The organism is Microbispora sp. CA-135349, assembly GCF_050947365.1.
Classification (GTDB): domain Bacteria; phylum Actinomycetota; class Actinomycetes; order Streptosporangiales; family Streptosporangiaceae; genus Microbispora.
The window spans coordinates 2661694-2675582 of record NZ_CP192001.1; the positions used below are offsets into that span (position 1 = coordinate 2661694).

13 protein-coding genes are annotated in these 13889 nt (G+C 70.8%); 6 read left to right on the forward strand and 7 right to left on the reverse strand.

What is annotated here, in order from left to right; all coding sequences use genetic code 11:
• Nucleotides 1-54 precede the first annotated feature (54 nt).
• Complete coding sequence (locus ACQPZZ_RS12625) at nucleotides 55-765, reverse strand: DUF5941 domain-containing protein (protein WP_363647608.1); 711 nt, start codon at nucleotides 763-765, stop codon at nucleotides 55-57.
• The gene (locus ACQPZZ_RS12630; RefSeq protein WP_432931782.1) at nucleotides 762-2369 is read right to left on the reverse strand and encodes a CDP-alcohol phosphatidyltransferase family protein; all 1608 of its coding nucleotides are present in this window, start codon (nucleotides 2367-2369) and stop codon (nucleotides 762-764) included. Before ACQPZZ_RS12630 ends, ACQPZZ_RS12625 begins: the two co-directional genes overlap by 4 nt.
• 270 nt (nucleotides 2370-2639) lie before the next feature.
• Between ACQPZZ_RS12630 and recO the strand changes: the two genes are divergently transcribed.
• Entirely contained in the window at nucleotides 2640-3431 is a 792-nt protein-coding gene (gene recO, locus ACQPZZ_RS12635; RefSeq protein ID WP_432931784.1) for a DNA repair protein RecO, read from the forward strand.
• Between the two features lie 30 nt (nucleotides 3432-3461).
• Complete coding sequence (locus tag ACQPZZ_RS12640) at nucleotides 3462-4274, forward strand: isoprenyl transferase (protein ID WP_432931786.1); 813 nt, start codon at nucleotides 3462-3464, stop codon at nucleotides 4272-4274.
• Between the two features lie 30 nt (nucleotides 4275-4304).
• Here ACQPZZ_RS12640 and ACQPZZ_RS12645 read toward each other — a convergent pair whose 3' ends face one another.
• The 3 genes from ACQPZZ_RS12645 to ACQPZZ_RS12655 all read right to left on the reverse strand — a co-directional run bounded on the left by ACQPZZ_RS12645 (nucleotide 4305) and on the right by ACQPZZ_RS12655 (nucleotide 5789).
• Nucleotides 4305-4853, reverse strand: a complete 549-nt coding sequence (locus tag ACQPZZ_RS12645) for a CGNR zinc finger domain-containing protein (protein ID WP_432931788.1) — start codon at nucleotides 4851-4853, stop codon at nucleotides 4305-4307.
• Nucleotides 4854-4928: 75 nt separating this feature from the next.
• On the reverse strand, nucleotides 4929-5318 hold the full coding sequence (locus tag ACQPZZ_RS12650) for a Fur family transcriptional regulator (RefSeq protein WP_363647618.1): 390 nt from the start codon (nucleotides 5316-5318) through the stop codon (nucleotides 4929-4931).
• Nucleotides 5319-5366: 48 nt separating this feature from the next.
• A complete protein-coding gene (locus ACQPZZ_RS12655; RefSeq protein ID WP_363647620.1) occupies nucleotides 5367-5789 on the reverse strand; it encodes a DUF6703 family protein in 423 nt (140 codons plus the stop codon).
• 107 nt (nucleotides 5790-5896) lie between these two features.
• Here ACQPZZ_RS12655 and ACQPZZ_RS12660 point away from each other — a divergent pair, with 107 nt between their 5' ends.
• Nucleotides 5897-6226: an antibiotic biosynthesis monooxygenase gene (locus ACQPZZ_RS12660; RefSeq protein ID WP_432931792.1), complete on the forward strand. Its 330-nt coding sequence runs from the start codon at nucleotides 5897-5899 to the stop codon at nucleotides 6224-6226.
• A gap of 182 nt (nucleotides 6227-6408) precedes the next feature.
• The gene (locus tag ACQPZZ_RS12665) at nucleotides 6409-7773 is read left to right on the forward strand and encodes a glycine--tRNA ligase (protein ID WP_432934362.1); all 1365 of its coding nucleotides are present in this window, start codon (nucleotides 6409-6411) and stop codon (nucleotides 7771-7773) included.
• 137 nt (nucleotides 7774-7910) lie between these two features.
• On the opposite strand, the gene ACQPZZ_RS12670 is transcribed toward ACQPZZ_RS12665, so the two are convergent.
• A complete protein-coding gene (locus ACQPZZ_RS12670; protein WP_432931794.1) occupies nucleotides 7911-8243 on the reverse strand; it encodes a cupin domain-containing protein in 333 nt (110 codons plus the stop codon).
• Between the two features lie 71 nt (nucleotides 8244-8314).
• Between ACQPZZ_RS12670 and ACQPZZ_RS12675 the strand changes: the two genes are divergently transcribed.
• On the forward strand, nucleotides 8315-9262 hold the full coding sequence (locus tag ACQPZZ_RS12675) for a GlxA family transcriptional regulator (protein ID WP_432931795.1): 948 nt from the start codon (nucleotides 8315-8317) through the stop codon (nucleotides 9260-9262).
• A gap of 26 nt (nucleotides 9263-9288) precedes the next feature.
• Here ACQPZZ_RS12675 and ACQPZZ_RS12680 read toward each other — a convergent pair whose 3' ends face one another.
• Nucleotides 9289-10776, reverse strand: a complete 1488-nt coding sequence (locus tag ACQPZZ_RS12680; RefSeq protein WP_432931797.1) for an alpha/beta hydrolase — start codon at nucleotides 10774-10776, stop codon at nucleotides 9289-9291.
• Between the two features lie 413 nt (nucleotides 10777-11189).
• Between ACQPZZ_RS12680 and ppdK the strand changes: the two genes are divergently transcribed.
• Nucleotides 11190-13826: a pyruvate, phosphate dikinase gene (ppdK, locus tag ACQPZZ_RS12685; RefSeq protein WP_432931799.1), complete on the forward strand. Its 2637-nt coding sequence runs from the start codon at nucleotides 11190-11192 to the stop codon at nucleotides 13824-13826.
• The last annotated feature ends 63 nt before the right edge of the window (nucleotides 13827-13889 follow it).

Genomic DNA, 13889 nt, shown 5'->3' on the forward strand with positions numbered 1-13889 from the left:
GGTGAGGCCGGCCCGAGCCGCGACGCCCGGGCCGGCCCGCCAAGCCCTGCTCGGTCAGCCCTGCTCGGCCTCGCCGGTGACCTGCTCGGCGGCCTCCTCGGGCGACTGCTCCAGGTCCTGATCGGCCTGCGCCTGCGCGGAGGCCTTGTCCAGCCTGACCCAGCTCGTGATGCTCTCGATCGCGAACAGCACGAGCAGGTAGGCCGTGAGGACGACCGCCACGGGAGTCAGCCATCCGGCGGCGGCGGCCACGCCCAGGATCAGCAGGCGCACCTCCCAGCCCAGCCCCGCCTGGTACAGCCAGGCGGGGGGCCAGATGCCCTGCCGGGTGCGGTAGACGGTGTCGTACGTGTGGTAGCCGATCACGTAGAGGAGCACGAACAGCAGCCACTTGGGCGTGCCCGCGGCCAGCCCGAGCAGGATGATCGTCGCGAACTCGGCCGCCCGCAGCAGCGGGGGCGTGAGCCAGTCGAAGCGGCCCAGGTGGTCGCGGCCCGCGGTGGGCAGGACCAGCACGAGCAGCACGGCGACGGGCACGAGCAGGATCGGGCCGTCGGTGAGCACTCCGGCGACGGCCAGCGCCACGATCGCGAGCAGCGCCACCACGGTCGCGGGCACGGGCGGCAGCAGCCGGCCCAGGGAGCCCTTCAGCGCGGTGGCGAGCGGGCCGTCGTCGCGGTAGGCGAGCAGGCGCGCGGTCTGGATGCGGCGGCGCTCCTCGTCCGGGTCCGGGAGCGGCGTGGTGGCCTGCGGCTGAGTGATCATGCGAGCGACCTCAGGAGACGTCCGGTGAGGGTGTAGGTGGCCGCGACGCCGCCCCAGACGATCAGCGTGAGGAACGTGACCCGGGGGTTGAAGAACGCGGCGGTGATCGCGATCGCGGCGAAACGCTCGCCGATGGGGAACACGATCATCTTGCGGGCCCAGTGGACCGGGCGGAACTTGCCGGCCTTGGTCCAGAGCTTCAGCAGGCCGCGCACGCCGGTGCTCCGGCTCGCCCTGCGCTGCTCCAGCGCCTCCCGCAGCGGGCGGTCGTCGGCGACCGTCAGATCCAGCGTGGGCAGCGGCACGGGCGCCTTGCGCCGGTTGGCCGCGCCGAACGAGAAGTCGAGCAGGTGCTTGACCGACTGGAGGGCCAGCGCGACCAGCGCCAGCGTCCACACGCCCTCGCCGTCGCCGAACTGCCCGGACACCGTCGCGCCGACCGCGAGGCCGACGAAGACGGCGTACTCCTTGAACCGGTCGAACGTCGCGTCCAGCCAGGCGCCGAGCACACCGAACTTGCGCGCGTATCGGGCGACCTGGCCGTCCACGCAGTCGAAGACGAACGCGAAGTAGATGAGCACCCCACCGGCCACCGCCCCCCAGCGGGTGCCGGTGGCGAACGCGCCGGCCGACAGCAGGCCGAGGGCGATCGAGATCAGCGTCACCTGGTTGGGGGTGAGCCCCCGGCGGGCCGCCCAGCGGGCGATGAAACGCGAGTAGGTGCTGACGAAGAACGTGGTGAAAAAGCCGTCGGCGCCCTTCACGGCGTTGTTGAGCCGGGCCCGGTCCTCGTCGTAGCCGGACATCTCCGCCAGCGCCTCGTCGGCCTCGGCCTGACTGCGGACGCGGCGGAAGAACAGGTCGCGGCGGCCCCGCCGGCCCACCGACACGCCGCGGCGGACCAGGCCGAGCACGAGAAGCTCGGTCACGTCGTCCTCGGGACCGAACAGGTGGGCCATGTCCGCCAGCTCGCGGGCGACCTCGGCGAGGGTCTGGAGGTGCCGCTGGTGAAGGTGAAGCGGTCCGAGCAGCACCGCGTTCGGCCGGGTCACCGCATGGTAGGCGGTGCCGACCGAGACGATCCGGCTGCGGCCGATGCGGGTGCGCAGGGGCAGCCCCTCGACGACCTCCTGGCCGATCTCGGGCTCCGCCTCCTCGATGGGCACGAGTTCGGGCTCGGCCGCGTTCTCGTCCTGCTCGTCGCCCTCCTCGCGCTGCCTTCGGGCGACCAGCGCGATCGCGCCCCGCTTGGCCTTGGTGATCTGGTAGATCAGCTCGTCGTGGATGAGCGAGTCGGCAGGCAGGATCAGCAGGTTGTCCTCGGCGCCCTCGACCGCGTCGGCGAGCGCGCGCAGGTCGCCCGCGACGTCCGGGCTCTCCACCACCCGGCCGTACGGCCTGCGGTAGCCGGCGGCGTCCCCCGGCCGGGCGATCGTCGTCGGCTCGGGGTCCAGCGCGGCGGCCTGCGCGAGCAGCCTGTCGTACGCGGAGGGGGCCCCGGGCAGCGATTGCAGCGTGATGGCCGCGGGCAGGGCGGGCTGACCGCCGAGCGGCGGGGGACTGATCGGGCCGGGCGGGGCGCCCAGCAGGACCACGCGGGTCATGGCAACCTTTCACGCAACGGGGGGAGATCAGGCCCTCAGGCTTGACCGGCGCGGGGAGATCCGCCGGATGCCAAAGCTTAGTGACCTTTCGTATGAGCCGATGCACCCCAGGTTTACCGCACGTGCCCTTGGTGTACAGCTTGAGACGGGTTCGTCGCCGGGCATCGTCGCCGGATCATTACCGAATTTTCACCATTCTTGCCCTTCGACGGCTGGGTGAATGCCCGCTCAGGCGGGGCGGCCGGCCGCACGCGCCCCTACGATGGCGGGGTGAGCCTCTACCGGGACGAGGGCGTCGTGCTGCGCACCCAGAAGCTGGGCGAGGCCGACCGCATCATCACCATCCTCACCCGGCGCACCGGCAAGGTCCGGGGCGTGGCCAAGGGCGTGCGCAGGACCATGTCGCGGTTCGGCGCGCGCCTCGAGCCGTTCTCCCACGTCGACCTGCAGCTCCACAGCGGCAGGTCCCTCGACGTGATCACCCAGGTCGAGACCCTGCACCCGTACGGTGAGGCGATCGTGGCCGACTACGCGCGGTACACCGCGGGCTCCGCGATGCTGGAGACGGCCGACCGGCTGACGGCGGGGGAGAAGGAGCCGGCGCTGCGCCAGTTCCTGCTGCTGGTCGGCGGCCTGCGCACGCTCGCCGAGGGCGGCCACGAGGCCCGGCTGGTGCTCGACGCGTTCTTCCTGCGCTCCCTGGCTGTGGCCGGTTACGCTCCCGCGCTGTCGGAGTGCGCCCGGTGCGGCGCGGAGGCCGTGCGCGCCTTCGCGATCGTCGCGGGCGGCGTGGTGTGCGGCGCCTGCCGCCCGGCCGGCGCCGCGGTGCCCGCCGCGGAGACGATCGCGCTGATGATCGCCCTGCTGCGCGGCGACTGGGCGGCCGCCGACGCCTCGGAGTCCCGGCACCGTGCCGAATGCAGCGGCCTGGTCGCCGCGTACCTCCAGTGGCACCTGGAGCACGGCATCCGCTCACTGCGTCATGTGGAACGCGAGTGGCCCGGGTCCGGGGGGGCGTTCCCCGCCGAATCCGCACCGGATCCGCACATCTCGCGCGCCTGAGGACCGGCCAGGACCCAATACCCTCGGAACATGGTCCGTCCTCCCTCTCCGCACCCGTCAGGGGCGACCCCGCCCGCCATCCCGCGCGACCTGCTGCCGCGACATGTGGCGATCGTCATGGACGGCAACGGACGCTGGGCCAAGACGCGCGGGCTGCCCAGGACCGAGGGGCACAAGATGGGCGAGGCGTCGCTGTTCGACGTCATCGAGGGCGCGATCGAGCTCGGCATCCCCTATCTGTCGGCGTACGCCTTCTCGACCGAGAACTGGAAGCGGTCGCCGGACGAGGTGCGCTTCCTCATGGGGTTCAACCGCGACGTCATCCGGCGGCGGCGCGACCAGCTCAACGCGCTGGGCGTACGGGTCCGCTGGGCCGGGCGTCCCGGGCGGCTGTGGAAGAGCGTGATCAAGGAGCTCGAGGACGCCGAGCGGATGACGGTCGGCAACAGCACGCTGACCCTGCAGTTCTGTGTGAACTACGGCGGCCGGGCCGAGATCGTGGACGCGGCGGTGATGCTGGCCCGCGACATCGCCGCCGGGAGGGTCAAGCCCGACAAGGTCTCGGAGAAGATCTTCGCCCGCTACCTGGACGAGCCGGAGATCCCGGACGTGGACCTGTTCCTGCGCTCGTCCGGCGAGCAGCGCACCTCCAACTTCCTGCTCTGGCAGTCCGCGTACGCCGAGATGGTCTTCCTCAACCGGCTGTGGCCCGACTTCGACCGGCGGGACCTGTGGCAGGCGTGCGAGATCTACGCCAAGCGCGACCGCAGATACGGCGGGGCCGTCCCGAACGAGGCGGCCCGTGACTCCGGCCTGGTGCAGAACTCCGGCACGGCGCGGTAGCGGGCCCGGCCGCGCCGGGGGCCCGCCCTGTCAGGAGGCGTCGCGGCGGCGGGCCCGGTACGCGGCGACGTGCATGCGGTTCCCGCAGGTGCGGCTGTCGCAGTAGACCCGCGAGCGGTTCCTCGACTCGTCCACGAAGACGTGGGAGCAGTCGGGCGCCGCGCACGTGCGCAGGCGATCCCGCTCGTTGTCCACCAGCACGTGGGCGAGCGCGACGCCGCAGTCGGCGGCCAGGTGCTCGGCGACCGACGAGCCCGGCGCGAAGTAGTGGACGTGGAGGGGATGGCCGTCGTGCTCGGCGAGGTGCGGCGTGATGCGAGTGCGCTCCAGCAGCGTGTTGAGCAGGCCGACCGCCGTCGGCTGGTCCGGTGCGGTGAACACGGCGTGGAACTCCTGACGCAGGGCCCGGACCTCGGCGAGGTCCCGCCCGGTCAGCGACTCGACTCCGCTGACCTCCCGCCTGCGGACGAACTCCTCCAGATCGCCGACCTCGGCCAGCCCGTCGTGGTCCCCGGCGCCGGTGTTGATGAGGTCCACCACCGTCGCCAGCGAGTACACCATGTCATGGCTGAACGGCACGCCATCTCCTTTTGTCGCGGCGGGCTTGTCGCGGCGCAGGCAGCGTACCTCTCGGGCGGCCCGCGCGGGGCGGGGTCAGCCCTTTCCCGCCGCCTCCGCGCACGAGGAACAGGTGCCGAAGACCTCCACGGTGTGGGTGACGTCGATGAAGCCGTGCTCGGCCCCGACGACCTCGGCCCAGCGCTCCACGTCCGGTCCGGCCACCTCCACCGTGCGCCCGCACACCCGGCACACGAGGTGGTGGTGATGCGTGTCGGTCTGGCAGGCCCGGTAGACCGACTCGCCCTCGTCGGTGCGCAGCACGTCGACCCGGCCGGCGTCGGAGAGCGACTGGAGGGCCCGGTACACGGTCGTCAGGCCGATCTTCGAGCCGACCGCGCGCATCTCGGCGAACACGTCCTGCGCGCTGCGAAACCCCCGGCTCTGGCGGAGGACCTCGTGAACGGCGTCGCGGCTCTTCGTCATCAGGACTCCTGTGTACGGCTACGACCTATCAGACTAGGCCGGTTCGCGTCAGATCAGCCCGAAACGGGTGGCGGCGAGGAGGACCAGGAACGTGCCGACCGCCACACGCAGCAACCGGCCCACCGGGCGCAGCGACGGCCACGACATGTAGGCCAGCCAGGCGATGAACGCGAGCACCGGCAGCACGGCCAGCCCGCCCCGCCAGTCCGGCACGACCAGTCCGGCGATCAGCAGGGCCACCAGGACCAGCGGGACCAGCCAGCGGGGCTGCTGGAACAGGAAGACCAGCGGTGCGGCGCTCTTACGCTCGACCGCCGCGCGCAGCCCGGTGGCGCCGGGCGTGAAGAACTGCTCGCCAGGCGGCAGCGGCCGCCGCACCCGTGGGGACGCCGCGCTCCCGCGGGCGGGAGGCTTCCTCGCCAGAGGATGGGCCGGCACCTGTCGGCGCGGCGGTTCGGTTTCGCTTCCCACGCGTTTGAGCCTAGTGCTGATTCCGCAATTCTCGCCCCTTGGTCTTGCCCGCCGCCCTCTTCCGTCCGCGTCGCCCCCTCCCCGGTGGGCCGTACGGGAGGGGTGGCATGCTGGGCGGCATGCTCGCCGTGATCCGTTACTCGGTGCCGGGCGCCCGCGCCGACGAGTTCGCCGCCCAGGCGCGCGCCATCCTCGACCTGCTGGCCGCGCAGCCGGGATACCTGCGGGGGCAGATCGGCAGGTCCGTGGACGAGCCGGCCCTGTGGGCGGTGGTCAGCGAGTGGGAGGGCGCGGGCTACTACCGGCGCGCTCTGTCCGCGGCGCGGATGGTGATGTATCCGCTGATGACCCTTATGATCAACGAGCCCGGCGCCTTCGAGGGCGTATACACGCTGCCGGGCGAGGGGGCGAGTGCGGGCACCGCGGGCAAGGCTTGAGCGCGGGGGCGCCGGATTCCCCTAAGCTTGAGCACAGATCCGGGCAGGTGGCCGGACGTCCCGCCGCCGGCAGGCGGCCCGCCGGCCCGCCCGCCTCAGTCGGCAGCGCACCCGCTGTCCCCGATCTCAACGCCGACACCCAGCCGGATGGAGTTCCACTGATGGCACGTCGCACCGACGTCATGGAAACGATCGTCAGCCTCGCCAAACGCCGCGGGCTGGTCTTCCCGTCGAGCGAGATCTACGGAGGCCTGCGGGCGTCCTGGGACTACGGCCCCCTCGGTGTCGAGCTCAAGAACAACGTGAAGCGCGAGTGGTGGAAGGCCATGGTGCAGGGCCGCGACGACGTCGTCGGCCTCGACTCCTGCGTCATCCTCGCCCGCGAGGTCTGGCAGGCCAGCGGCCATGTGGACACCTTCACCGACCCGCTCACCGAGTGCCAGTCGTGCCACAAGCGCTACCGCGCCGACCATCTCGTCGAGGCGTACGAGGCCAAGCACGGCGGCGAGCCGGCGGGCGGCCTGGCCGACATCACCTGCCCGAACTGCGGCAACAAGGGCGCCTTCACCCAGCCCAAGCAGTTCAGCGGCCTGTTGAAGACGTTCCTCGGCCCGGTGGAGGACGAGTCGGGCCTGGCGTACCTGCGGCCGGAGACCGCCCAGGGCATCTTCATCAACTACCTGAACGTCCAGCAGTCGGCCCGCAAGAAGCTCCCGTTCGGCATCGGGCAGGTCGGCAAGTCGTTCCGCAACGAGATCACCCCGGGCAACTTCATCTTCCGCACCCGGGAGTTCGAGCAGATGGAGATGGAGTTCTTCGTCAAGCCGGGCACGGACGAGGAGTGGCACCAGTACTGGATCGACGAGCGCCTGCGCTGGTACGTCGACCTCGGCATCAACAAGGACAACCTCCGGCTCTACGAGCACCCGAAGGAGAAGCTGTCCCACTACTCGAAGCGGACCGTGGACATCGAGTACCGCTTCAACTTCACCGGCGGTGAGTGGGGAGAGCTGGAGGGCATCGCCAACCGCACCGACTTCGACCTCACCGCGCACGGCAAGGCGTCAGGGACCGACCTGTCGTTCTTCGAGCAGGAGACGGGCGAGCGCTACGTGCCGTACGTCATCGAGCCGGCGGCCGGTGTGGACCGCGCGACGCTGACCTTCCTCCTCGACGCCTACACCGTCGACCAGGCGCCCAACGCCAAGGGCGTGATGGAGGAGCGGACCGTGATGCGTCTCGACCACCGCCTGGCCCCGGTCAAGGTCGCGGTGCTGCCGCTGTCGCGCAACGCCGACCTGTCGCCGAAGGCCCGTGACCTCGCGGCCCGGCTGCGCCGCCGGTGGAACGTGGACTTCGACGACGCGGGCGCCATCGGCCGCCGCTACCGCCGCCAGGACGAGATCGGCACGCCGTTCGCGATCACGGTCGACTTCGACACCCTGGAGGACCAGGCCGTGACGATCCGCGAGCGGGACTCCATGGCCCAGCAGCGGGTCGCGCTCGACCAGGTCGAGTCGTACCTGCGTCAGCACCTCAACGACTAGATCGACAAAAAGCGCCTGTCCGGAAATTTCCGGACAGGCGCTTTTTGTTGTGAGCCGGCACGGGCGATCGCTTGGGGGTGCAGATCCTGACGCCGATCCTCGATCCGTACTTTTGCGTGCGACCGAGCCGGTGCGACTCAGCCTTCCGGGTAGAAGAGGAACAGCGTGCAGCCCGTCGCCGTCTGCGGAACGTGCGAGGACCCCGCGGGCGCGTGGATGAAAGTACCGGCCGGGTAGTCACGTTCGCCGTCGTTGAAGACGCCGGAGAGCACGAAGACCTCCTCGGGACCCGGTTCGTGGACGTCGACCCCCTGCCAGCGGGTGTTCGCGTCCATTTCCAGCACGTAGGCCTTCGCACCGCCATCCCCAATCCAGAGCCGGCGGGCACGGATGCCGGGGAACAGTTCACGGACCGGAGCGTCCTGGACGGCAGACCATACGCAGGCAGGTGTGTTCTGTTCTGTTGTCATGACGGTCAGCCTGGCGGCCGGCCCTCTCCTCGACGAGTGTCAGGAAAGACATCACGGGGTACTTTTCTGCCATGCATCGAGTGGTGGCGCTCGTCCGTCCACGGCAATCGACCTTCGAACTCGCCTGCGCGGCCCAGGTGTTCGGCATCGAGCGGCGAGGACTTCCGGTGCGGTACGCCTTCGGCGTGTGCACCGAGCGCCCCGGCCCGGTCGCCACGTACGCCGGCTACGACATGCTCGTGACCGAGGGGCTGGACGCACTCGACGGTGCGGACACCGTGGTCGTCCCCGGGTGGCTGCCCGTCGAGGAGCCTCCCTCACCCGCGGTGGTCCGGGCCCTCGGCCGCGCGCACGGCCGCGGAGCGCGGGTGGCCGGCATCTGCTCCGGCGCCTTCCTGCTGGCGCACGCCGGTCTGCTGGACGGACGGCGGGCGACGACCCACTGGGCGTTGGCGGACGAGCTCGCGGCGCGCTTCCCGCGAATCGAGGTCGACCCGGACCCGCTGTACGTGGACCACGGCGACGTGGCCACCAGCGCCGGCGCCGGGGCCGGCTTCGACCTGTGCATGCACCTGGTCCGTCGCGACCACGGCGCCCGGTACGCCGCACACATCGCACGGACCATGGTCATGCCACCGCACCGCGAGGCTGGGCAGTTGCAGTATTCGGCGGCGCCGCATCCCGCACAGATCGACGACACGCTCGCGCCGCTGCTGGAGTGGATCACCGACAGACTCGGCGAACCGCTGACCATCGAGGACATCGCCGCGCACGCGGGCGTCTCCCCGCGTACCCTCGCCCGGCGGTTCGCCGATCAGCTCGGTACCAGCCCCGGGCAGTGGCTGCTCGCCCAGCGCATCGCCATGGCCCGGGACCTGCTGGAGTCCTCCGACCTCCCGTTGGACGCGGTCGCCCGGCGCGCGGGACTGTCCACGGCCACCAATCTCCGCAGGCGTTTCCTCAACAGCATGGGCACGACGCCGGGCGCCTACCGCCGGGCGTTCCGGGCCGGACCCTGAAACGACCGGCGACCGGGGGAGCGTGCTCAGCCGCAGCGCGTCCCGTTGGCCGGGACCTTCCCCTCCAGCAGGAACGCGTTGACCTTGTCGTCGATGCACTGGCTCTGGCCGTACGCGCCGTGGCCCTCGCCGTTCAGCGTCAGCAGCACGCCGGTGCGCAACTGCTTGGCCAGCCGTGGCGCCCACTGGTACGGCGTGGCCGGGTCGTTCGTCACGCCGACCACCAGAATGGGATCGGACCCGGTGGCGTCGACGTGCCTGGCGGCGTCGTCCCCGCGCACCGGCCACACGCTGCACGAGCCCGCGCTGATCGCGGTCGGCGCGAAGATCGGGCTCCGCTTCTTCAGCCGCCGGGCCAGTTCCTCCGCCTGGGCGACCGACGGCCGGTCGGTGCTGTCGACACACAGCACCGACGGCAGTGAGAACTGCAGGGTCGAGTAGGTGCCGTCCGGCTGCCGCCCGGCGTACTGGTCGGCCAGCGCGAGCAGGCCGTCGAATTTGCCCTTCCTGGCCTCGTCCAGTGCCTCGGTGAGCAGCGGCCAGGTGAGCTTGCTGTAGAGCGCCTGGGTGATCGCCGCCCTGGCCACGTCCTCGGTGACCGTGCGCGAGCCGACCTTCCCCGGGGTGCGCGCCAGGGTGTCGAGGAGCCGCAGCACGGTGGCGTTGGCGGCGGCGGTGTCGGCCCCGAGCGGGCAGCTCGTCCGCGTCTTGGTGCAGTCGGCCAGGTAGTCCTCGTACGCCTTCTGGAAGCCGAGGGCCTGTGTCTTGGCCATGTCGAGCATGGTGACGGAGGGGTCGACCGCGGAGTCGAGCACCATCCGCCCCACCTTCTTCGGGTACTGCGTGGCGTACACCGCCCCGAGGTGGGTGCCGTAGGAGAAACCGAAGAAGTTGAGGCGAGGGTCGCCGAGGGCCGATCGCAGCGCCTCCATGTCGCGCGCCGCGTTGACCGTGCCGACGTACGGCAGGATCCAGCCCGCCTTGCGCTCGCACCCCTGCGCGAATTCGGTGATGAGCTTGGTCTCGGCCCCGGCGTTCTCGCTGGGCTCCCTGCTCATGTACTGGTCCATCTGCGGGCCGCTGAGGCAGCGGATGCCGCTGCTGCGTTCCACGCCGCGCGGGTCGAAGCTGACGAGGTCGTAGCGGGTGTTCAGGGTGGAGAACGCGTGGGCCGCGTTGATGAGCGTCGTGACGCCGGAGCCGCCGGGACCGCCGAAGTTGAAGACCAGTGAGCCGATCCGCCGGTTCTTGTCGGTGGCCGGCAGCCGGACCAGGGCGATGCCGATCTTCCTGCTCTCCGGCTTGGCGTAGTCGAGGGGCACCTGGAGAGTGGCGCACTCGAAGCCGGAGGAGGAGGCGGTCTCCCCGCACGCCTTCCAGGACAGGGAGGGCATGCCCGACGCGTAGTCGTCCGGGGTGACCTTCGCGCCCCCGCAGCCGGCGGTCGCCGCCATCGCGCCGAACCCGGCGACCGCGGCCGCCAGTGCCGGCCAGAACCTTCGCGGCGCCGTCACTCGCGCCGATGCCCGCGCCGATACCACTGGCGTCGATACCCCCGGCGACACCGCTCGCGACACTGATGACCCTCCGCATTCGACGGTATTCGGAGGGTGTCTCGTTTATATCGCACGCCGTCGTTTGTGTGCCGCCGACTCACCGGAACGACGTCTTACCGGGCAATGGTCTGAACCATTTCCCCTCGTGCGGCACGAGGTTCTCGCGCCGTCCTCGGTGGCGAATTGGTTTATACCACTTCGGGAGTGCCGAACAAATGTCGCATCTTTGATTGGATTAGACCTCTGCAATACCTCTCACCTGCCTGGACGTCTTATGGGGCGAAGGGTGATGTTTGGTGCTGCTTTTCCTCGGTACAGTCCGGTTGCGGACCGCGTCCGCGGTTTCATCGAAGCCGGCGAAGGAGCGTCGCATGCCGAAGTACGTTTACGACTTCACCGAGGGCAACAAGGACCTCAAAGACCTACTCGGTGGCAAGGGCGCCAATCTGGCGGAAATGACCAACCTCGGCCTCCCCGTGCCTCCCGGCTTCACGATCACCACCGAGGCGTGCCGCCGCTACCTCGGTGACGGCCGCATGCCCGACGGGCTGGAGGGGGAGATCGGCGAGCGTCTCGCCGCCCTGGAGACGCGGATGGGCAAGCGCCTCGGGCAGGCGGACGACCCGCTGCTGGTCAGCGTCAGGTCGGGGGCCAAGTTCTCGATGCCCGGAATGATGGAGACGGTCCTCAACATCGGCCTGAACGACGACTCGGTCCTCGGGCTGGCCAAGCAGTCGGGCAACGACCGCTTCGCGTGGGACTCCTACCGCCGGCTGATCCAGATGTTCGGCAGGACCGTCCTGGGCATCGACGGCGAGCTGTTCGAGGACGCGATGGACGACCTCAAGGGCGAGCGGGACGACACCGAGCTCGACGCCGCCGACCTCCAGCGGCTGGTCGAGGCCTTCAAGGGCATCGTCCGCGCCCGGACGGGCCGGGACTTCCCTTCCGACCCCCGGGAGCAGATGGACCTCGCCGTCAGGGCGGTCTTCGACTCCTGGAACGCCCCGCGCGCGATCCTCTACCGCCGTCAGGAGCGCATCCCCGCCGGCCTCGGCACCGCCGTCAACGTCGTCGCGATGGTGTTCGGCAACATGGGCCCCGACTCCGGCACGGGCGTCGCCTTCACCCGCGATCCCGGTTCGGGACGCCAGGGCGTCTACGGCGACTACCTGCGCAACGCCCAGGGCGAGGACGTCGTCGCCGGCATTCGCAACACCGTCCCCCTGCAGGAGCTGGAGATCATCAATCCGCAGGCGTACCGCGAGCTCATCGGCATCATGGGGACGCTGGAGCGGCACTACCGCGACCTGTGCGACATCGAGTTCACGATCGAGCGCGGCACGCTGTGGATGTTGCAGACCCGGATCGGCAAGCGCACGGCCGAGGCCGCCTTCTGCATCGCCACGCAGCTGGTGGACGAGGGCCTGATCGACATGGACGAGGCGGTCACCCGGGTTACCGGCGACCAGCTCGCCCACCTCATGTTCCCCCGGTTCTCCGCCACGAACGGCAACCGCAAGCTGACCACCGGCATGAACGCCTCGCCGGGCGCCGCGGCGGGCAGGGCCGTCTTCAGCTCCGAGCGGGCGGTCGAGCTGGCCGGGCGGGGCGAGGCGGTCATCCTCGTGCGGAGGGAGACCAACCCCGACGACCTGGCCGGGATGATCGCGGCCCACGGCGTGCTCACCTCCAGGGGAGGCAAGACCTCGCACGCCGCCGTGGTGGCCCGCGGCATGGGCAAGACCTGCGTGTGCGGGGCAGAGGAGCTGGACGTCGACACGCACGCCGGCCGCTTCACGGCGCCCGGCGGGGTCGTCGTGAACGAGGGCGACGTGATCTCGATCGACGGCGGCTCCGGCGCCGTGTACCTCGGTGAGGTCCCCGTCACCGCCTCGCCGGTCGCCGAGTATTTCGAGGGCGGGCCCGCCGAGGACGAACTCGTCCGGGCCGTCGACCGGATCATGACCCGTGCCGACTCCGTCCGCCGGCTCGCCGTGCGGGCCAACGCCGACACTCCCGAGGACGCCGCCCGCGCCCGCCGCTACGGCGCCCAGGGCATCGGGCTGTGCCGTACGGAGCACATGTTCCTGGGGGAGCGGCGGCGGCTCGTGGAGGACCTGATCCTGGCCACGACGCCGGAGGAGCGGCAGGCGGCGCTCGACGCGCTCGAACCGCTGCAGACCGGCGACTTCACCGGCATCTTCACGGCCATGCACGGGCTGCCGGTGACGATCCGGCTGATCGACCCGCCGCTGCACGAGTTCCTGCCCGACCTCACCGAGCTCGCCGTCAAGGTCGCCCTGGCGGGAGATCGGGCGGGCGACCGCGACCGCCGGCTTCTCGACGCGGTCAAGCGGCTGCACGAGGAGAACCCGATGCTGGGCCTGCGCGGCGTACGGCTCGGCCTGGCGATCCCCGGCCTGTTCGCCATGCAGGTGCGGGCCATCGCCACGGCGGCCCGGCGGGCCGGCGGCGCCCGGGCCGAGATCATGATTCCGCTGGTCGGCGCGGTGCAGGAGCTGGAGATCGTCCGGGAGGAGGCGGAGCGGATCCTCGCCGAGGCGGGCGTGGAAGCGGCGATCGGCACGATGATCGAGGTGCCCAGGGCGGCGCTGACGGCCGGGCAGATCGCCGAGGCCGCCGAGTTCTTCTCGTTCGGCACCAACGACCTCACGCAGATGACCTGGGGCTTCTCCCGTGACGACGTGGAGAGCGCCTTCTTCGGCACCTACCTCGACCTCGGCGTCTTCGGGGTCTCGCCGTTCGAGTCCGTCGACCGCGAGGGCGTCGGCCGGCTGATGCGGATCGCGGTCGAGGAGGGCAGGCGGACCCGGCCGGATCTCAAGCTCGGCATCTGCGGTGAGCACGGCGGGGACCCCGACTCGGTGCACTTCTGCCAGGAGATCGGCCTCGACTACGTCTCCTGCTCGCCCTTCCGGATCCCGGTGGCCCGCTTGGAGGCCGGCCGCGCCGCGCTGACCCGCCCGGGCTCCGACAGCCGGTGAGGTGAAATTCCACAGAAGATCCAGACTCGTTGTGGAACATCCAGCTCATGCCGCGGATTGTTC

Coding starts and splice junctions, on each gene's coding strand:
- ACQPZZ_RS12670 (WP_432931794.1), bottom strand. CDS start 8,243: ATGACAACAGAACAGAACACACCTGCCTGCGTATGGTCTGCCGTCCAG.
- ACQPZZ_RS12625 (WP_363647608.1), bottom strand. CDS start 765: ATGATCACTCAGCCGCAGGCCACCACGCCGCTCCCGGACCCGGACGAG.
- ACQPZZ_RS12660 (WP_432931792.1), top strand. CDS start 5,897: ATGCTGGGCGGCATGCTCGCCGTGATCCGTTACTCGGTGCCGGGCGCC.
- ACQPZZ_RS12665 (WP_432934362.1), top strand. CDS start 6,409: ATGGAAACGATCGTCAGCCTCGCCAAACGCCGCGGGCTGGTCTTCCCG.
- ACQPZZ_RS12675 (WP_432931795.1), top strand. CDS start 8,315: ATGCATCGAGTGGTGGCGCTCGTCCGTCCACGGCAATCGACCTTCGAA.
- ACQPZZ_RS12640 (WP_432931786.1), top strand. CDS start 3,462: ATGGTCCGTCCTCCCTCTCCGCACCCGTCAGGGGCGACCCCGCCCGCC.
- ACQPZZ_RS12650 (WP_363647618.1), bottom strand. CDS start 5,318: ATGACGAAGAGCCGCGACGCCGTTCACGAGGTCCTCCGCCAGAGCCGG.
- ACQPZZ_RS12630 (WP_432931782.1), bottom strand. CDS start 2,369: ATGACCCGCGTGGTCCTGCTGGGCGCCCCGCCCGGCCCGATCAGTCCC.
- ppdK (WP_432931799.1), top strand. CDS start 11,190: ATGCCGAAGTACGTTTACGACTTCACCGAGGGCAACAAGGACCTCAAA.